Source organism: Sphaerimonospora thailandensis (genome assembly GCF_016863115.1).
In the GTDB taxonomy this organism is placed as follows: domain Bacteria; phylum Actinomycetota; class Actinomycetes; order Streptosporangiales; family Streptosporangiaceae; genus Sphaerimonospora; species Sphaerimonospora cavernae.
In genome coordinates this window covers 45,437-63,402 of the sequence record NZ_BOOG01000023.1, presented here as the reverse complement: position 1 = coordinate 63,402, position 17,966 = coordinate 45,437, and the positions used below count along the sequence as shown (strand labels likewise).

At 70.3% G+C, this 17,966-nt stretch carries 16 protein-coding genes; 6 read left to right on the top strand and 10 right to left on the bottom strand.

What is annotated here, in order from left to right:
* Positions 1-10 precede the first annotated feature (10 nt).
* From Mth01_RS14045 to Mth01_RS14025, 5 genes are all read right to left on the bottom strand, one after another.
* Positions 11-1,582, bottom strand: a complete 1,572-nt coding sequence (locus Mth01_RS14045; protein WP_407695944.1) for a DHA2 family efflux MFS transporter permease subunit — start codon at positions 1,580-1,582, stop codon at positions 11-13.
* Positions 1,583-2,028: 446 nt separating this feature from the next.
* Positions 2,029-2,604 (bottom strand): YqgE/AlgH family protein, encoded by a 576-nt coding sequence (locus Mth01_RS14040; RefSeq protein ID WP_204016281.1) that lies wholly within the window; start codon positions 2,602-2,604, stop codon positions 2,029-2,031.
* Between the two features lie 128 nt (positions 2,605-2,732).
* Entirely contained in the window at positions 2,733-4,142 is a 1,410-nt protein-coding gene (locus Mth01_RS14035; protein WP_204016280.1) for an NAD-dependent malic enzyme, read from the bottom strand.
* 115 nt (positions 4,143-4,257) lie between these two features.
* Positions 4,258-5,190, bottom strand: coding sequence for a tetratricopeptide repeat protein (locus Mth01_RS14030; protein WP_204016279.1), 933 nt, complete (start codon positions 5,188-5,190; stop codon positions 4,258-4,260).
* Positions 5,191-5,296: 106 nt separating this feature from the next.
* A complete protein-coding gene (locus Mth01_RS14025) occupies positions 5,297-6,991 on the bottom strand; it encodes an acyl-CoA mutase large subunit family protein (protein WP_204016278.1) in 1,695 nt (564 codons plus the stop codon).
* 128 nt (positions 6,992-7,119) lie between these two features.
* Between Mth01_RS14025 and Mth01_RS14020 the strand changes: the two genes are divergently transcribed.
* Entirely contained in the window at positions 7,120-7,341 is a 222-nt protein-coding gene (locus tag Mth01_RS14020) for a hypothetical protein (protein ID WP_204016277.1), read from the top strand.
* A 38-nt stretch (positions 7,342-7,379) separates the two neighbouring features.
* Here Mth01_RS14020 and Mth01_RS14015 read toward each other — a convergent pair whose 3' ends face one another.
* Entirely contained in the window at positions 7,380-7,898 is a 519-nt protein-coding gene (locus Mth01_RS14015) for a MarR family winged helix-turn-helix transcriptional regulator (protein WP_239089655.1), read from the bottom strand.
* Between the two features lie 424 nt (positions 7,899-8,322).
* Between Mth01_RS14015 and Mth01_RS14010 the strand changes: the two genes are divergently transcribed.
* Together Mth01_RS14010 and Mth01_RS14005 are read left to right on the top strand one after the other, a co-directional pair.
* Positions 8,323-10,389 (top strand): hypothetical protein, encoded by a 2,067-nt coding sequence (locus Mth01_RS14010; protein WP_204016275.1) that lies wholly within the window; start codon positions 8,323-8,325, stop codon positions 10,387-10,389.
* A 16-nt stretch (positions 10,390-10,405) separates the two neighbouring features.
* Positions 10,406-11,188: a DUF4230 domain-containing protein gene (locus Mth01_RS14005; RefSeq protein ID WP_239089644.1), complete on the top strand. Its 783-nt coding sequence runs from the start codon at positions 10,406-10,408 to the stop codon at positions 11,186-11,188.
* A 1-nt stretch (position 11,189) separates the two neighbouring features.
* Here Mth01_RS14005 and meaB read toward each other — a convergent pair whose 3' ends face one another.
* Positions 11,190-12,143 (bottom strand): methylmalonyl Co-A mutase-associated GTPase MeaB, encoded by a 954-nt coding sequence (gene meaB, locus Mth01_RS14000; RefSeq protein WP_204016326.1) that lies wholly within the window; start codon positions 12,141-12,143, stop codon positions 11,190-11,192.
* A 77-nt stretch (positions 12,144-12,220) separates the two neighbouring features.
* On the bottom strand, positions 12,221-13,405 hold the full coding sequence (locus Mth01_RS13995; RefSeq protein WP_204016274.1) for an acetyl-CoA C-acetyltransferase: 1,185 nt from the start codon (positions 13,403-13,405) through the stop codon (positions 12,221-12,223).
* 102 nt (positions 13,406-13,507) lie between these two features.
* Between Mth01_RS13995 and mce the strand changes: the two genes are divergently transcribed.
* On the top strand, positions 13,508-13,930 hold the full coding sequence (gene mce / locus Mth01_RS13990; protein ID WP_204016273.1) for a methylmalonyl-CoA epimerase: 423 nt from the start codon (positions 13,508-13,510) through the stop codon (positions 13,928-13,930).
* A gap of 198 nt (positions 13,931-14,128) precedes the next feature.
* A complete protein-coding gene (locus Mth01_RS13985) occupies positions 14,129-15,427 on the top strand; it encodes a DivIVA domain-containing protein (RefSeq protein WP_204016272.1) in 1,299 nt (432 codons plus the stop codon).
* A 163-nt stretch (positions 15,428-15,590) separates the two neighbouring features.
* Here the strand turns inward: Mth01_RS13985 and Mth01_RS13980 are convergent, their stop codons facing one another.
* Both Mth01_RS13980 and Mth01_RS13975 read right to left on the bottom strand, forming a co-directional pair.
* A complete protein-coding gene (locus Mth01_RS13980) occupies positions 15,591-16,301 on the bottom strand; it encodes an alpha/beta hydrolase (RefSeq protein ID WP_204016271.1) in 711 nt (236 codons plus the stop codon).
* A gap of 43 nt (positions 16,302-16,344) precedes the next feature.
* The gene (locus Mth01_RS13975; protein ID WP_204016270.1) at positions 16,345-16,662 is read right to left on the bottom strand and encodes an ATP/GTP-binding protein; all 318 of its coding nucleotides are present in this window, start codon (positions 16,660-16,662) and stop codon (positions 16,345-16,347) included.
* A 191-nt stretch (positions 16,663-16,853) separates the two neighbouring features.
* Here Mth01_RS13975 and Mth01_RS13970 point away from each other — a divergent pair, with 191 nt between their 5' ends.
* A complete protein-coding gene (locus Mth01_RS13970; RefSeq protein WP_239089643.1) occupies positions 16,854-17,879 on the top strand; it encodes an iron ABC transporter substrate-binding protein in 1,026 nt (341 codons plus the stop codon).
* Positions 17,880-17,966: the final 87 nt, after the last annotated feature.

The window sequence follows — 17,966 nt, the reverse complement described above, 5'->3', positions numbered from 1 at the left end:
GTCCGGGCCGTCAGCCGACATGGACGGCACCGCCCTCGGTCTTGCGGCCGGCCCTGACGAACAGCGCGAGGACCGCGGCCAGGACGGCGACGCCGGTGCTCATCTGGAAGCCCAGGTGCAGACCGTCCATGAAGGACATGTGCGCCGCGTTCGTGATGACCTCGGCCGCCGGCCCGGTGAGCCCGGGCGGGGCCGCGCCCACGGTGGCGAGTTGCTTCAGGCCCTCCATCTGCTCGGGCGGGATGGCGGCGGCCGCCTCCCCGAGGTGACCGGGGAGCACGCTCGCCACCTTGGCGGCCACGATCGCCCCGAGGATGGCGGTGCCGAGCGCGCCGCCCACCTGCATGGCGGAGTTCTGCACACCGCCGGCGACGCCGCTGAGCTCCTCCGGGGCATTGCCGACGATGATCTCGGTGGCGCCCACGAAGACCGGCGACAGACCGAACGCCAGCAACACGAACGGGATCGCGCTGTCGACGAACGCCGCGTCGACGCTGAGCCGCGACATCAGGAACATCGCGACGGCGGTGACCAGCATGCCGCCCGCGATAGTGATCTTCGGGCCGAGCTTGCCGATGAGGACACCGGCGATGGGCGACGCGACGATCATGCCGGCGCTCATCGGCAGCATGCGCAGGCCGGAATCGAGCGGGCTCAACCCGTGCACGCCCTGGAAGAAGAACGTGAGAAAGAACATCGCGCCCATCATCGAGAACGCCACGAGGATCATGAGTGCGGTGCCGATGGAGACAGAGGCGTTGGCGAAGAGGGACAGCGGCAGCAGCGGCTCGCGCGCCTTGGCCTGCCAGAACAGGAACATCGCTCCGACCACCACGGCGACGGCGAGGAAGCCGATCGTCTTGAGGTCGCCCCAGCCCCAGTCGGGCGCCTTGATGATGGACCAGACCAGCGCGAACATGGTGACCGACAGGAGCAGCACACCCGGCCAGTCCACCCGTGACAGCGTCTGTGCCCGGCTTTCCCTGAGCGCCCACAGGCCGAAGACCAGCGCGGCCGCACCGACGGGCACGTTGATGAAGAAGACCGACTGCCAGCTCACGTTCTCCACGAGCACGCCGCCGACGATCGGACCGGCCGCGCTCGACAGGCCGATGATCGCACCCCACGCTCCCATCGCCATGTTGAGCCGCTCGCCTGGGAAGGCCATGCGCAGCAGCGCCAGCGCGGCCGGCTGGAGCAACGCGCCGAACAGGCCCTGCAGTACGCGCAGGGCGATCAGCATGGCCACCGAGGACGACAAACCGATCGCGAGCGAGACCAGGGTGAACCCGACCACGCCGATCAGGAAGATCCGCTTGTGGCCGAAGAGGTCGCCCAGCTTGCCCGCGGTGATGAGGAAGACCGCGAGCGCGAGCAGATAACCGCTGGTGACCCACTGCAGGTCCGCCAGTGACGCCTGGAGATCCATGGCGATGACCGGGTTGGCGATCGCGACGACCGTGCCGTCGAGCATGACCATGATCACACCGAGGGAGACCGCGAACAGCGTCAGCCACGCGGACCCCTGTCCGCGCCCGGGCGGCGGCGCCTCGGCACGCTCGGCTACCGCTTGAGTCATCATTGACGGTCCCCCTTGGATGTGTGATTCGAAAAAACAATCGAGCCGCTCTCGCGACCTTCGGCATCCTATGGGAGCCGACCGACATCAAGCCCACCGGTTTTCTCCGGGTTCGGGTGCCCCGCAACGTCGCGGCCGGGCCGTCGCCCCGGCCGCCGCCTGTTGAACGTTTCATGAAACACCGCCCACCCGGTTCAGCCCGGAGACCGGATCCCGCAGCTCAGGCAATGTCTGGTCGGCGAGGACACCCGACCAGACCGGTTAAGTCCGTACGCCGCTTCATGGCGCGCCTAGCGTTCGCGCGAGCGCTTCCGCAGACTGCGTGACCCCCCATACCGAGGTAGCTCATGAAAACACGCTTCATCGCCGCGGGCGCGGCACTCTCCGCCTCGAACTGATCCCTCCCCATCCCCGTGGCCGGGCGCGCACGCCGTGTCCGGCCACATCTGTCAGTTCAACATGGGATCGTCGGGGAAGGTGGCGACGAGCGCGAGATCGCCGCGCTGGCGGCGCAGCACCGAACGCCACAGCGAGGCCGGGTCGGAGTGGAAGGTGTCCCCCGGCTCCGAATCCACGACGTACCAGGCGCCCTCTCGCAACTCGTTCTCGAGCTGACCCGCCGTCCATCCGGCATAGCCGGCGAAGATCCGCATCTGCGAGATCTCCCCCGCCAGGATCTCGGGCGGCGCGTCGAGATCTACCGTGCCCAGACGGGACACCGCCGACCTGCCCTGGAGCCGCCGCCAGCCCAGCGGCTCCTCCCCGCTCAGCACGACGGCCAGGGCCAGCGCGCTGTCGGTCTGCACCGGTCCGCCCTCGAACAGCACCGGAGGACCGGTGACCAGGGCGTCCCATGAGGGCAGCACCTGGGTCACCTCGACCTCGCTGGGCCGGTTGAGAACCACTCCAAGCGTGCCGCCGTCCTCGTCGTGCTCCAGCACGAGCACGACGCTACGCCGGAAGTTGGGGTCGTCGAGCAGTGGCGTCGCCACAAGCAAACCGCCGACGTAGATCGCCTCCGCCATACCTCCCATGATGAGGGAGGAATGCCGAATCATGCACGTCGCCCCCTGCTCGACGCACCAGATTACTTTTCGCGTCAGGACATGTGCGAAATGTGTTCGGCCTCCGGTCGATCACCGGCTTCGGTCTCTCAGGCTTCGGTGAAACCCCGGGCCTTTCCGCCGGCCGACTCCCGCACCGCCGCCGCCACCGCGTTCGCCGCGTCGGGGTGGAAGACGCTGGGGATGATGTAGTTGGGACCCAGTTCCTCCGCCGTCACCACGGCGGCGAGCGCCCGGGCCGCGGCGATCAGCATCTCCGGCGTGACGACGGTCGCCTGCGCGTCCAGCAGGCCGCGGAAGACACCCGGGAACGCGAGCACGTTGTTGATCTGGTTCGGGTAGTCGGAGCGGCCGGTGGCCACGACCGCCGCGTGTTCGCGGGCGTCGTCCGGCGTGATCTCGGGCTCGGGGTTGGCCAGGGCGAACACGACGGACCCGTCCGCCATGGCCGCGACGTCCTCGCCGGTGAGGATGCCGGGCGCTGACACGCCGATGAAGACGTCGGCGCCCTTCACCGCGCCGCGCAGATCACCCGCGTACCCGCCGGCGTTGGTGTGCTCGGCGACCCAGCGCAGCGAGTCGTCCAGGTCCTCACGTCCCAGGTGGACGGCACCGAGGTAGTCGCAGACGATCACGTGCTGCGCGCCGGCGGCGAGCAGCAGTCGCAGTACGGCGGTGCCGGCCGCGCCCGCCCCGGCCAGGGTGATCCGCACGTGCGCGAGGTCCTTGCCCACGACCTTCAGCGCGTTCGTCAACGCGGCGAGCACACAGATCGCGGTGCCGTGCTGGTCGTCATGGAACACCGGGATGTCCAGCAGCCCGCGCAGCCGCCGCTCCACCTCGAAGCAGCGCGGCGCGGAGATGTCCTCCAGGTTGATGCCGCCGAAGCCCGGCGCGATCACCTGGACGGTCCGTACGATCTCGTCGACGTCCTGCGTGTCGAGGCAGATCGGCCAGGCGTCGATGCCGGCGAACCGCTTGAACAGCGCGGCCTTGCCCTCCATGACCGGCAGCGCCGCGGCGGGGCCGATGTTGCCGAGGCCCAGAACTGCCGAGCCGTCGGTCACCACGGCCACCGAGTTCCGCTTGACCGTCAGCCGGCGCGCGTCCTCGGGGTTGCGCGCGATCGCGAGGCTCACCCGTGCCACGCCCGGCGTGTACGCCATGGACAGCTCGTCACGGTTGCGCAGCGGGACCTTCGACTGCATCTCGATCTTTCCGCCGAGGTGCATCAGGAAGGTACGGTCGGAGACCTTGTGGATGGTCACGTCCTCGACCGCGCCGAGGCTGTCGACGATCGCCTGCACGTGATCGGTGTCCTTGGCCGCGCAGGTGACGTCGATGCGGAGCTTCTCGTGGCCCGCATTCGTGACGTCGAGGGCGGTGACCACGCCGCCGGCGGTCTCGACGGCGTGGGTGAGCAGGCTGACGGCCTTACCGCCCGCCGGCACTTCGAGACGAACAGTGATCGAATAGGAAACGCTGGGCACGGTGGCCACGTTAATCCGCTCCTTTGCGGGTGCTTCCGGCTTGACGGCGCCGCGTTGAAACCTATCCATCCTGCCACCCCCGGCCGGGTGTTTCAGCCTTCCCCATGCTCACATGTGGCCGCGTCTAGAAGAGCGCGCTGGACAGGGCCCGCCTGGACTTGGACACCGATGGGTCGTCCGAGGGCAGCGCGTCGAAGAGCCCGAGCAGGTGGACCCTCGCCCGGTCGCGATCGCCGTCCCGCGTCCGCCGGACGAACCCGATCAGCCGTTCGAAGGCCTCGTCCACCTTCCCGTTCAGCATCTCCAGGTCGGCCGCCTGCAACTGCAGGTCCACATCGGCCGTGTCCGCGGCGGCCCGGCGGAGCACGTCCGCCTCGTCGAGGTGCTGGGTCCGGCGCAGCAGGCCGACACCGGCGAGGCCGATCCTGGCCGCCTCGTCGGCGGGCGAGCGCGCCAGCAGTCGTTCATAGGCGGCGGCCGCCGCGTCCAGGTCCCCCTGCTCCATGGCCGTCTCTGCCGCGACGAGATCGGGATCGGCGGGCGGCTCCGCCTCGGCCGCCTCCGCGGGGGCGGCCGGCTCGACGCCGAGCTGCTCGAACACCTGCGCCAGCGCCTGCCGGAGCTGCGCCTCCGGTAGCGGCCCCTCGAACAGGGGCATGAGCTGCCCCTGGAGGGCCAGGTAGACGGTGGGGATCGCGCGCATCCGCAGGGCCTGGGCGAGCTGGGGATCCGCCTCCACATCCACTCTGGCCAGCGCCCAGGCGCCCCCCGCCTCGGCGGCCAGCTTCTCCAGGGTGCCGCTGAACTGCTGTGCCTGCTCCGCTCTGCGCACCGTCGCCTCGACGATGACGGGAACGGTCAGCGACCGCTCCAGGACATCGGCGTTGAAGGTGGCCGAGGTGACCTCGACGACCGTCGAGGCCACTCCTCCGGCGCCGGGTCCGGCTCCGGCGGGCCCGGCCGCCTCGCGTCGTGCCTGCGCCTCCAGTGCCTGCTTGCGAGCGCCTAGGTCGATCGCTCCGTAGAGCGATCCAGGTCGAGAGAACTCCGCTGCCATAGTCCCCATCCTGCCGCACGCTCACGGCTGATCCGTGCCATCCCTCCGTCGTCGGAGCTCTGCCCGGCGGCTCATGACATCGGGACGGGCCCAGGACCTCGGGACCTCAGAAGCGGGCGGGCTCGGCGTAGGTGCCCCATTCCGCGCGCAGCACGTCGCAGATCTCGCCCAGCGTCGCCTCCACCCGGACGGCCTCCAGCATGGGCGGAATCATGTTCTCCTCGGTCCTGGACGCGCTCGCGAGCCCGGCGAGCGCGGTGTCCACCGCCCTCACGTCCCGCGCGGCGCGGCGCTCGGCCAGCGTGCGGCGCTGCTCCAGCTCGATCTCGTGGCCGATGCGGAGGATCTCCAGCGGCTCCTCGACGGTCGCGGTGTGGCAGTTCACACCGACGATCCGCTTGTCGCCTTTCTCCAGCTTCCGCTGGTATTCGAAGGCGGCCTCGGCGATCTGCGAGGTGAACCAGCCGTCCTCGATGCCGCGCAGGATCCCGGAGGTCATGTCCCCGGCGCCCATCTCACGGATCCGCGAGAAGACGGCCTCCGCCTCGGACTCCAGCCGGTCGGTGAGCGCCTCGACGTACCACGATCCGCCCAGCGGATCGATCACGTTGGCGACCTCGGTCTCCTCCATGATCACCTGTTGGGTGCGCAGGGCGATCTCGGCGGCCTTCTCCGAGGGCAGCGCGAGCACCTCGTCCAGGGCGTTGGTGTGCAGCGAGTTCGTGCCGCCGAGCACGGCCGCCAGCGCCTCCATCGCGGTGCGGACGATGTTGTTGTCCGGCTGCCGCGCGGTCAGTGACACCCCCGCCGTCTGCGTGTGGAAGCGCAGCCACCGCGCCTTCTCGGTGCGTGCGCCGTACACGTCGCGCAGCCACCTGGCCCAGATCCGGCGCGCCGCGCGGAACTTCGCGATCTCCTCGAAGAAGTCGATGTGGGCGTCGAAGAAGAACGACAGGCCGGGCGCGAAGACGTCCACGTCGAGGCCGCGCGACAGCCCGAGCTCGACGTACCCGAACCCGTCGGCGAGCGTGAACGCGAGCTCCTGCGCCGCCGTGGCGCCGGCCTCACGGATGTGGTAGCCGGAGACCGACAGCGGCTTGTAGGCGGGGATCTCGGCGGCGCAGAACGCCATGAGGTCGCCGATCAGCCGCAGATGCGGTTCGGGGGCGAACAGCCACTCCTTCTGCGCGATGTACTCCTTGAAGATGTCGGTCTGCAACGTCCCGTTCAGCTTCCCGGCCCGTACGCCCTGCCGTTCCGCGGCGACCACGTACATGCAGAAGATCGGTACGGCCGGCCCGCTGATGGTCATGGACGTGGTCACCTCGCCCAGCGGGATCCCGGCGAACAGCAGGTCCATGTCGAGCGCCGAATCGACGGCCACCCCGCAGTGGCCGACCTCGCCCGCCGAGCGCGGGTCGTCGGAGTCGCGGCCCATCAGCGTCGGCATGTCGAAGGCCACCGACAGGCCGCCACCGCCCGCCTCGAGGATCATCTTGTAGCGCTCGTTCGTCTGCCGGGCGTTGCCGAAGCCCGCGAACTGCCGGATGGTCCACGGCCGCCCTCGATAACCCGTCGGGTACAGGCCGCGGGTGTACGGGAACTCCCCCGGCCAGCCGATGCGCTCGAAGCGCGGGTCGTCGCCGGGCGGCCCGTAGACCGCGTCCACCTCCAGTCCGGACAGGGTCCTGGACTCGCGGTCGCGCTTGTAGGCGGCGTCGTACCGCGCCTGCCAGCGGGCCCTGCCCGCCTCGATCGCGCCCGCCTCGAGCGAGACGCCACTCGTCGCGTGCTGGTCCATACGTCACGTCCCTCCCCCGTCTCAGTTCCCCGAGAAAATACTAGGACGTCCTAATAAATCCACCCATCGGCCCTGGCCGCCTCCGACGCGCCGTTCGAACACGACACCCACCCGCCCTGACCGGGATCGTGACGACCGGCCAGGGCCAGCTGCGGCTCGCGATCTCAGTGGACGCCGACGGGAAGATCGGAGGCCTCCTGTTCACGATCGAGAACCGGCCGGCGCCGACGAGCCGGAAGGAACTCGACCGCAGGCTACGGGCGCTCGCCCCGCAGGTGGGATTCCTGGCGGCGGAGATTCCCCGGGCCGGTGAATCCCCTCAGGCGGACAACGCGATGAAGCACCCGTAAAGGCACTCCTGTCCGGCCTGCTCACGAGAGCGGGCCGGTCAGGGGGTGAAGTCGCCGGCCGCGACACGAAGGGTCCTGAGCAGGTCGAACATCCGCTCAAGGTCCTCGTCGCCGTACATTCCCAGACAGAAACCGGCGTCCAGCAGATCGGCGGTGGCCCGCCGTACGATCTCGCGGCCCTCATCGGTGATCTCGGCGAGCACGCCGCGGCCGTCCCTCGGGTTGCGCATCCGGCGGACCAGTTTGGCTCGCTCCAGGCGGTCCACGGTGTTCGTCACGCTCGTCGGGTGGACCATGAGCCGCTCACCGATCTTCGACAGCGGCAGCGAGCCATCCCGGCTGAACGTGAGCAGCACCAGCGCCTCGTAACGGGCGAAGGTCAAATCGTACGGCTTGAGCAGCGTGTCCAGTTGCGCCAACAGGATCTGATGGGCTCTCATGATCGAAGTGACGGCGGCCATCGCGGACGACGGGCCGAACCTAGCACGCCAGGTTTCCGCGGCGCGCTCGATCGGGTCGAACGGCAGGCCGAGCGGCTTGGCCGAGCCGGACGGCAGTGGGCCTGAGCTGGGCGGGACATTCGGCGAAACGGACACAGCGCTATACGCTATCGCGACGCCGAACATGATCAACCTGGGAACCGAGCGTAACCGGATTCATTCCTTGACCCCAGAACTCCCTCCCCACGGGTCACGCTCCGTTATGGTTGCCACGTCGAAAGGTGAGGCGGCGGCAAACACCGGACGCCACGGGGAACCATGTCTGCTAGGCGCCCCACTGGGAAAGCTCAGTGGGGAAGCCCGACCAGGAAAGTCGAACGCAGGCGTGGCGAGGCCGGCCGGCGGACGGCGTCGGGGGACGCGGTCCGGCGCACGCTGCTCACACAGGCACGGGGGGTTGACTTGATGGGCAGCATGCCTGTCCCGGCGCACCGTACGCGCCGGATATCGCCGTCGGCGTGGCCAGGGGCCGCGCCGTGCTGTGGGTGACCACAGGGGCGTTCCACGCGGAGAGCTGAGACACGGCGCGGTCGTCGCGATGGCCGTGCTGCTCGCGCTCGGACTCATCATCGCGTGGAGCGTCCTCATTCCCGGCTTCATGGACTGGGATGACATGGTCACCGCCGTCATCGGATCGCTTCGGCTGACGGGTCCGGTCGCGGCCATGTTCACCGCATGGGTCGCGCTGCGCAGACGCCGCGCGAACCGCGGCCGTGCACTGACGCCGTGGCGGGCCGCGAAGGCGCCGCTCGGCATTCTCGCGGTCGTCATCTGCTCGTTCGCGGTGACCGTGCTGCTGCTCGGGTTGCGCGCCGCGCTGGCCGACCAGTCGGGCCATCTGCCGATCGGCGGGCTGGCCATGTGCGTGGCCGGCCTGGCGTTGTACGTGATGATCGGCTGGACGGCGGGCTGGGTGCTGCCGTTCGCCGTCACACCCGTGATCGCCGGGATCGGCACCTACGGGCTGTTCACATGGGTGGCGGTCGGCTCGTCCTGGGCGGACCGGCTGACCCCGGCGACACGCAGGCCGTACGACCTGTTCGCCGGGGCCGGCGAGGCGGCGTTCACGGATCAGACGCTCTGGCTCATGGGCCTCAGCACGGCGCTGCTGCTCGGCTGGATCGCCCTGGTGACCAGGCGCATGCTGGCGATGGTCGCCACGGTCATCGCCATGTTGGCCGCGGGCACGGGGGCGGCACGGCTGGTGGCGGAGCCGCGGACGGTGGCCGCCACCGAACGGCTCGCGTCCTCCTGCCAGTCGTGGCCGTTCCCCGTGTGCGTCCGCCCCTCGATGCGGGACGGCCTGACCGAACTGGCCGGGGTGTTCACCATGCTCGCGCGGCGACTGGCCGACACTCCCGCCGCCTTCGACCGGGTCGAGCAGCGGGACCGCGCCGACCACGCCCCGGTTCCTCCCGGCGTGGCGGTCGTGCATCTCGACGATCTCAGCGCCGGGTTCTCCCGGCGGGCGGTGACCGAGTTCCTCGACCGCCTGGCCCGGCCGTGCCCCGGCACGATCTCCAACGGCTACCGGTCCATCGTCGCCTCCTGGCTGCGCGGCGAGCCGCTGCCCGCCGGTCCGCTGCCCGAGCACCGGTACGCCGCCGTGTGGTTCTCCGGCCTGACCGAGGACCAGCGACACAACTGGTTGCGGATGTTCTACTCCGACTTCGCCTCCTGCCGGCTGCAGAGCAGGCACTTCGGCGGCGGCACCCGGCCCGCGGACCCCAACCTGATCAGCTATCCGGTGAATCCGACCCCCGCGTACGCGCCCGCCTATCCCGTCAATCCGAGCTACCACCTGGATCCGGAGCCGGAGCACCACGAGACACCGGGCGCCGCGCTACCGCCCCGGGCCGGCTTATCTCCAGCGCCGACCCCGGCCGCGACCCCCGGGCTCCCCGACTCGCCCGCCCTCCCTCCTTCTCCCGGACCGTCGTCACCCGTCCCCGCTTCGCCCGTCCCCGCTTCGCCCGTGCCCGCGTCACCCGTCCCCGCGTCAGCCGGACCGACGACGACCGCCGCCACCCCTCGCGATCCGGCACCTCGCGATCCGGCTCGGGGCGGGCCCGCGCCCCGCGAGTCCGGGTCACGCCAGTCCGGATCACGCCAGTCTGGATCACGCGAATCGGGACCGCGTGAGCCCCGGCGGCGGGACGGCGACTCCGCACGCAACCCCGGACGGCGCCGCGGCCCCGTCTCGGCACACCGTAGGGACCGCCCCGGCCGCGGCTTCGATCTCCCGGACCGGAGCTCCGGTCGCCGTTCGGATCCCCCCTCGGCGAGCGGAGCGGGCGGGAACGAGGACCGCGGCGAAGGCCCGTACCGCGGGCGGACCCAGCGGGCCTCGCGAGGACCGGAGAGTCCTCCCGGCACAGCTCCCCTACCGGCAGGCACCGGGTCGACAGGGCCCGGGTCGACAGGGCCCGGGTCGACAGGGCCCGGGTCGACAGGGCCCGGACGAACCCGGTCGACCCCTGCTCCCAGCCCCTCCCCTGGCTTCGGGCTGCTGGACGGGCTCGGCGGAGGGGTGCAATCGGCGGAATAGCGGGAAGATTCCCCCCGTGGACCGTCGAACTCCAGCCCGCCGAACTCCAGCCCGCCGAACTCCTGCCGGCCAAACCGGGGCTCGGCAAACCGGGGCCCGCCAGACGCCATCCCCTTCCGCGCAGCCTCCGCAGCCGCCGCAGCCGCCGCCCGGCACCGCCGCCCGGCGTTCCCGCCGGGCCTGGCGGTGGCTGGCCGGCCTCCTCTTCGCGGTCCTCCTCGTCGTGGTCGGCGCGCGGCTCACCTGGTCCTGGCTGGACCCTCTCGGGGAGCGGATCGTCGACCGCAGCGGCCCTGTGCTGCTGCGGTCGATGCAGGATCTGAGTCGTTTCGAGGCCGCGACCGGCGACTTCCAGGTCGTGGTCGACCTGGAGAAGGACGCCGCCTTCCTCCCCGACGCCATCAAGGGCAGCAGGACCCTGTTCATCGGCGCGGGCAGAGTCGACGCCTACGTCGACTTCTCCGGCCTGCCCAAGGGCGCCGTCACGGTCTCTCCTGACCGCTCGGCCGTGACCGTACGACTGCCGCACGCCGAACTGGAGAAGGCCAATCTGGACAACAAGCGGTCGTACGTCTTCGCCCAGCAGCGGGGGCTCTTCGACCGCATCTCCGACCTGCTGTCGTCGTCGCCGCGGGACCAGCAGGAGCTCTACCTGCTGGCCGAGCGGAAGATCTCTGAGGCCGCCGCGGCCAGCGACCTGCGTGACCGGGCCGACAAGAACACCAGGGCCATGCTCGAGGGCATGTTGAAGTCCCTCGGCTTCACGACCGTCGTCATCGACCACGCCGCCAAACCCTGATCTACCTCTCAGCGTGGGCGACGGCGGCGACGAGATCGTCGGCGGCGGTGTAGGGGTCGATCTCCGCGGCCAGCAGACGTTCCGCCAGGGCGTCGAGCCGGTCACCGTGGAGTCCGGAGAACCGGGACCGGAGCCGGGCCAGCGCGATGGCCTCGATCTCGTCCCTCGCGCGGGCCAGTCGGCGGCGGCGCGCCTCGCCGGACTCCTCCAGGTACGCCAGGTGCCCGTCCAGCGCGGTCGACAGTTCGTCGGCGCCCTCGCCCCTGACGGCGACGGTGGTCACGACAGGGGGCCGCCACGGCGCCGTCGCGAGGCTCACCGTGTTCCGCAGTTCGCGTACGGTCGCCCGAGCGCCCTCGCGATCGGCCTTGTTGACCACGAACACGTCCGCGATCTCCAAGATGCCCGCCTTGGCGGCCTGCACGCCGTCCCCCATGCCGGGAGCGAGCAGCACGACGGTGGTGTCGGCCAGTTTGGCGATGTCCACCTCGGCCTGACCCACCCCGACCGTCTCGACCAGGATCACGTCGCACCCGGCCGCCTCCAGCACCCGAAGCGCCTGCGGCGTGGCCCAGGCCAGCCCGCCGAGGTGACCCCGGCTGGACATACTGCGGATGAAGACGTCCGGATCGGTCGCGTGCTCCTGCATCCGTACGCGGTCGCCGAGCAGGGCCCCTCCGGTGAACGGGCTGGACGGGTCCACCGCCAGCACGCCCACCCGGGCGTCGCGGCCGCGCAACGTCCGGATGAGCATGCTCGTGGTCGTGGACTTGCCCACGCCGGGAGCGCCGGTCAGGCCGATCACCCACGCCCGGTACGGCTCGCGCGTCCCGGTGGCCAGCTCGGCCATGACCTCGCGCAGGGCCGTACCCGCGTCCGGCGCGCGATCGGGACCGGCGACGGCGTTCTCGATCAGCGAGATCAGCCGCGCGACGGCCCGCGGCCGGCCCAGCATCGCCTCGGCCGCGAGCTTCCGGCTCCCCGCGTTCGACCCGTCCACGACCGGGTCATTCCCATGGAGCCGGATCACCACTACCGGGAGGGCACGCGAATGATCAGGGCGTCGCCCTGGCCGCCGCCGCCGCACAGGCCGGCCGCGCCGAGACCACCGCCGCGGCGCCGGAGCTCGTGCGCCAGCGTCAGCACGATGCGGGCGCCGGACGCGCCGATCGGGTGGCCGAGAGCGAGGCCGCCGCCGTTCACGTTGACCTTGTCGAGATCGATCCCCAGCTCCTTGACGGACTGCAGCACGACCTGCGCGAACGCCTCGTTGATCTCCACCAGGTCGAGATCGCCCGTCGTGCGGCCCTCCTTGGCCAGGGCGTGCTTGATCGCGTTGGCGGGCTGCGACTGCAGCGAGTTGTCCGGGCCGGCCACGTTTCCGTGCGCGCCGATCTCGGCCAGCCACTCCAGGCCCAGCTCCTCGGCCTTGGCCCGGGACATGACCACCACGGCCACGGCGCCGTCGGAGATCTGCGAGGAGGACCCGGCCGTGATCGTGCCGTCCTTGGTGAACGCGGGGCGCAGCTTGGCCAGGGTCTCGACGGTGGTGTCCGGTCGGATGCCCTCGTCAGCGGTGACCGTGACCGGCTCCCGCTTCCCGGGCGCGGGCACGGGGACGATCTCGTCGTCGAACAGGCCCTTCTCGGTCGCCTCGGCGGCGAGCCGGTGCGACCTGGCCGAGTACTCGTCCTGTTCCTCGCGGGTCAGGCCCAGTCGCGCGTTGTGCCACTCGGTGGACTCTCCCATCGCGACCTGGTCGAACGCGTCGGTGAGCCCGTCGAAGGCCATCGAGTCCAGCACGCCGGCGTTGCCGTACTTGACGCCCTTGCGCAGGCCGGGCAGCAGGTGCGGGGCGTTGGTCATCGACTCCATGCCACCGGCGACGACGATGTCGAACTCCCCGGCGCGGATGAGCTGGTCGGCCAGCGCGATCGCGTCCAGGCCGGACAGGCAGACCTTGTTGATCGTCAGGGACGGGACCGACATGGGGATGCCCGCGTGCACCGCGGCCTGCCGGGACGGGAGCTGCCCAGAGCCTGCCTGGAGCACCTGTCCCATGATCACATATTGCACCTGGTCGGGTGTGACGCCTGCCCGCGACAGGGCGGCCTTGATGGCGATGCCGCCGAGTTCGGCGGCGGACAGGCCGGAGAGCGAGCCCAGCAGCCGTCCAATTGGCGTACGAGCTCCGGCGACGATGACGGAACCAGACATCGGGACCTCCATGACGAGGATCAGGGCGACCGTGTCACGATACCCAGGGAGTATTCGGGCGGCCCGCGGCAGCCCGGCCCGATCATGCGCGAATGGAGAGACATGCTGCTCAGGATCGATCACGTCGGCATCGCGTGCCATGACCTCGAAGAGAAAATCGAGTTCTACGAGTCCACGTTCGGGCTGACGGTGGTGAGCCGGGAGATCAACGAGGAGCAGGGGGTCCGCGAGGCCATGCTGCACGTGGCGGACGGCGCGCAGGGCGCCTCGTACGTCCAGCTGATGGAGCCGCTGCACCCCGACACGGTGGTGGGGAAGTTCCTCGCCAAGCGGGGCGAAGGCGTGCACCATATCGGGTACGGCGTCGCGGACGTCGCCAAGGCCCTTGAGGAGGTCGGCGCGAAGGGCGTCAGGCTGATCGACGAGCGACCCCGGCATGGGTCGATGGGGGCATCGATCGCGTTTCTGCACCCCAAGGACGTGGGCGGAGTCCTTACGGAACTTGTGCAGACAGCCCGGCACTGACTCGAACCTGTAACACGTAACGCAAGAAACGTTCATACGTAACAACTCGCGCAGAAAGTCGGAGGGAGCCTCCAATCCCGCAGCACCGGAGTACGCTGGCGTATCACCGGACGTGGGTGCTCATAGGCTCCCCCGCCTCGGATATCCACCTCCCGTCCGGCCCTCTGTAGCCGTCTCGACAACCCAGGATCGAGCCCCATGCAGTCCGACATCGACGCCCAGCTCAACAACTTCTTCGAAGACGCCCCTTCTCGCGAATTCGACGTGGTGCTCCGGGGCTATGACCGGCACCAGGTCCACGACCACCTGAAGACAATCGACACCGACCTGCGTCAGGCCAAGGAGCAGGTCGGCACCCTTCAGCGGGAGCTGTCCGAAACGAAGCGCCAGCTCCAGGAGCAGGAGCGCCCGACCTACTCGGGACTGGGCGCCCGGATTGAGCAGCTGCTGCGGTTGGCGGAGGAGCAGGCCACCGAGCTCGTGCAGGCGGCCAGGTCCGAGGCGAACGAGATCCGGGCCGCGGCCAAGGTGGACGCCGCCGACCTGCGGGCCGCCGCGGAGAACGAGGCGGCGGAGAAGCGGGCGCTCGCCGCCCGCGAGGTCGACGAGATGCGGACCAGCGCGGACCGCGACGCCGAGGAGATCCGCTCGACCGCGAGGCGTGAGGCCGACGAACTGACCGCCACCACCGAGCGCGAGGTCGCCAAGATCCGCGCCACCGCCGACCACGAGGTCGCGGAGAAGCGGGCCGACGCCGAGCGGGAGATCGCCAAGCTGCGCACCACGACGGAGCGCGAGGTCGCCCAGCTGCGGGCCTCCACCAAGCGCGAGCGCGACGAGGTCCTCACCACGGCCAAGCGGCAGGCCGACGAGATGCGGGCCCAGGCGCAGCGGATCCTGGAGGAGTCCGAGGCCAAGCGGGCGCAGGACGAGGCGGAGTTCGAGATCCAGCTCGCCGCCCGCCGCGAGGAGGCCGAGCGCCAGGAGGCCGAGCGCCACGCCACCGCCCAGGCCAACACCCAGAAGCTGGTCGCCGAGGCGGAGCAGCGGGCCGCCACCGCCGAGCAGCGCGCGGCCAAGGCCACCCAGCAGGCCGAGCAGACCCGCCGCGAGGCCGACACCCACGCCAAGCAGCTGCTCGCCAACGCGCGCAAGAACGCGGATCAGCTCGTCGCCGAGGCGAAGGCGAGCGCCGAGTCGATCGTGACCGACTCCAAGAACGAGGCCGAGCGCACCCGCACCTCGATGCAGCGTCAGGTGGACGAGCTCACCCGTCAGCGCGACAGCATCACCAGCCACCTCGCCCAGCTCCGGCAGCTGCTCGGCGGCGCCCCGCTGCCCGGCATGGACTCCGAGCCGGCTCCCGTCGCGGCCGCCCCGGCCAAGCCGGCCCTGTCGGCCGCGCCGTCCGTCAGCGAGACGCCGTCCGTGTCGTCGGCCCCGGCGCCCGCACCGGCCGCCAAGAGCGACGACGACTCGGAGTGGTGGCAGGAGTAACCGCCGCGCCGAAGCGGCAGGTGGAAAATTCGTGACGGCTGACTGAGCAGGGCCCGGCGGACATCATCGCCGGGCCCTGCTTCATCGTTGGATCGTGACATCCTCGGGGTGACGACGCCGGCGGTCCGGGATCAGACCGTGGCGGGATCAGACAGTGGTGGGATCAGACAGTGGTGGGCAGTGGGACCGCCGCCGGGTTCACCCGCTTGACGATCTCGTTGAGCACGATCCGCACGTACGGCTCACCGACCCACAGATGCTTGGCCCCCTCGACCCCGACGACCTCCGCCTGCGGCACCCGCGCGAAGCGCGGTGCGGCCTCCGTCGGCCGCAGGTAGTCGTCGAACTCGGGCACCAGCGCGACCATCGGTCGGCCGAAGGCCGCCCAGGCGTCGAGATCCTCGTCGGTCGCCCGGTGCAGCGGAGGCGAGAGCAGGATGGCGCCGGCCACGATCGGGTCGCGTCCCCACTTCAGGGCCAGCTCGGTGCCGAACGACCAGCCCACCAGCCACGGGTTCGGCAGATCGTGGAAGTCGACGTACTCCAGGGCCGCGGCCACGTCCCACCGCTCGCCCTCCCCCTCGGCGAAGGACCCCTGCGAGGTCCCGCGCTCGGAGGTCGTGCCCCGCGTGTTGAAGCGGAGCACGGCCAGATCGGCCAGCGCCGGCAGGCGGTAGGACGCCTTGCGCAGCACATGGCTGTCCATCATGCCGCCGTGCGTGGGCAGCGGGTGCAGACAGACCAGCGTCGCGACCGGCGGCCGGCTCGCCGGCAGCGCCAGCTCGCCGACCAGCGTCAGCCCGTCGGCCGTGTGCAGTTCGATGTTCTCCCGCCGAGCCGCCAGCACCGTGGACGCTCTGATGTCCGTACCCACGCGAACCCCTTGCTTGATGTTCCTGTGATTACCGGCTGACTGCTCAGTAACGGCGACGCCCCGGGCCCCGGTTGGTCCGGTTCCGCCAGCAGGCGGTGTGCCAGTGCCGTCGCTCCTCCTCGCCGCCCGGCCAGGCGGGCCAGCTCACGATGTGCGGCAGACCGGGCCGGAGCTCCTGCTCACATCCAGGGCAGCGATAGGTCCTGGCCGGAGCGGCGCCCGGCACGTCCCGTACGACCCAGTCCCCGTCGGACGCGGACTCGATCCGGTCCACTCCCGGAACCGAGGTTATCGGCCGTACGGCACCGCGCCCGTCCGGGCGCTGGAACGGGTCACGGCGTCTGGCACGGCGGGGGCTCATGGCAACTAACGGTCCTCGGGTGAGCTTCATGTGCGGGGGGGGCAACGGCGGATCGATCCTCATTGTTCCGGTCCTCATTCTTACAGGGGGTCCCCGTCGAAGCGCCCAGAGGTATGTATAAGGTATGCCTAACCTAAGATATTGATCGGCGGGCCCAGCCGACGCTCTCCCTCCGAGAGGCAAGGACGATGATGCGACGTTTGAAGCGACTGGCTCCGGTGGTGGCGGGAATCGCCGCGCTCACCATGCTGGCGGCGGCCTGCGGGAACGACTCTTCGGAGTCGGACGCCGGCACGCTAACGCTGTACAACGCCCAGCACGACGACCTCGTGGCGGCCATGGTGGCGGGCTTCACCAAGGAGACCGGCATCAAGGTCGACATCCGCTCCGGCAAGGACTTCGAGTTGGCGAACCAGCTCGTCCAGGAAGGGGACGCCTCACCCGCCGACGTGTTCCTGACCGAGAACTCCCCCGCCATGACGCTGGTGGACGGCAACGGGAGGTTCGCGAAGGTCGACGACGAGACCGTGGCCCAGGTGCCCGCCCAATATGTCCCGTCGAGTCATAACTGGGTGGGGTTCGCCGCCCGGGCGACCGTGCTCGCGTACAACTCCAAGGCACTGACTCCCGACCGGCTCCCCGAATCGATCATGGATGTCGCCAAGCCGGAGTGGCAGGGCAAGGTCGGCGTCGCGGCCGGCGGCGCCGACTTCCAGGCGATCGTCAGCGCGGTCGTCGCCGTGAAGGGGGAGCAGGCGGCGGCGGATTGGCTCAAGGGCCTGAAGGCCAACGCGAAGATCTACCAGGGCAACGGCGCCGTCATGAAAGCGGTCAACGCCGGCGAGATCCAGGCCGGGGTGATCTATCACTACTACTGGTACAAGGACCGGGCGGAGTCCGGGGCGAACAGCGCCGACACCGAGCTGAAGTTCTTCGACGGCAAGGACCCCGGAGCGTTCGTGAGCATCTCCGGCGCGGGCGTGCTGAAGTCGAGCAAGCACCAGGCGCAGGCCCAGCAGCTGGTGAAGTATCTCACCGGCGAGAACGGCCAGCGGATCCTGTCCGACAGCAAGGCACTGGAATACAGCATCGCCAGCGGAGTGCCCGCCAACCCCGCGCTCAAGCCGCTCAGCGAGCTCGACCCGCCCGCCATCGACGTGGCCACCCTCAACGGCCCCAAGGTGGTCGAGTTGATGCAGCAGGCCGGGCTGCTCTAAGGCTTCGGGTTCCAGATGCGCCACGCACCCGTCCGGCCCTCCCCAGAGCGCGCCCCCCGCGGCGTCAACGGGGAGAGCCCCGCCGTA

What these genes read in the sequence shown, in the direction of transcription:
- Mth01_RS14025 (WP_204016278.1), bottom strand. Translation starts at nt 6,991, where the DNA reads ATGGACCAGCACGCGACGAGTGGCGTCTCGCTCGAGGCGGGCGCGATC.
- Mth01_RS13995 (WP_204016274.1), bottom strand. Translation starts at nt 13,405, where the DNA reads ATGTCTGGTTCCGTCATCGTCGCCGGAGCTCGTACGCCAATTGGACGG.
- mce (WP_204016273.1), top strand. Translation starts at nt 13,508, where the DNA reads ATGCTGCTCAGGATCGATCACGTCGGCATCGCGTGCCATGACCTCGAA.
- Mth01_RS14040 (WP_204016281.1), bottom strand. Translation starts at nt 2,604, where the DNA reads ATGGCGGAGGCGATCTACGTCGGCGGTTTGCTTGTGGCGACGCCACTG.
- Mth01_RS13970 (WP_239089643.1), top strand. Translation starts at nt 16,854, where the DNA reads ATGCGACGTTTGAAGCGACTGGCTCCGGTGGTGGCGGGAATCGCCGCG.
- Mth01_RS14030 (WP_204016279.1), bottom strand. Translation starts at nt 5,190, where the DNA reads ATGGCAGCGGAGTTCTCTCGACCTGGATCGCTCTACGGAGCGATCGAC.
- Mth01_RS13975 (WP_204016270.1), bottom strand. Translation starts at nt 16,662, where the DNA reads ATGAGCCCCCGCCGTGCCAGACGCCGTGACCCGTTCCAGCGCCCGGAC.
- Mth01_RS14045 (WP_407695944.1), bottom strand. Translation starts at nt 1,582, where the DNA reads ATGATGACTCAAGCGGTAGCCGAGCGTGCCGAGGCGCCGCCGCCCGGG.
- Mth01_RS13985 (WP_204016272.1), top strand. Translation starts at nt 14,129, where the DNA reads ATGCAGTCCGACATCGACGCCCAGCTCAACAACTTCTTCGAAGACGCC.
- meaB (WP_204016326.1), bottom strand. Translation starts at nt 12,143, where the DNA reads ATGCTGGGCCGGCCGCGGGCCGTCGCGCGGCTGATCTCGCTGATCGAG.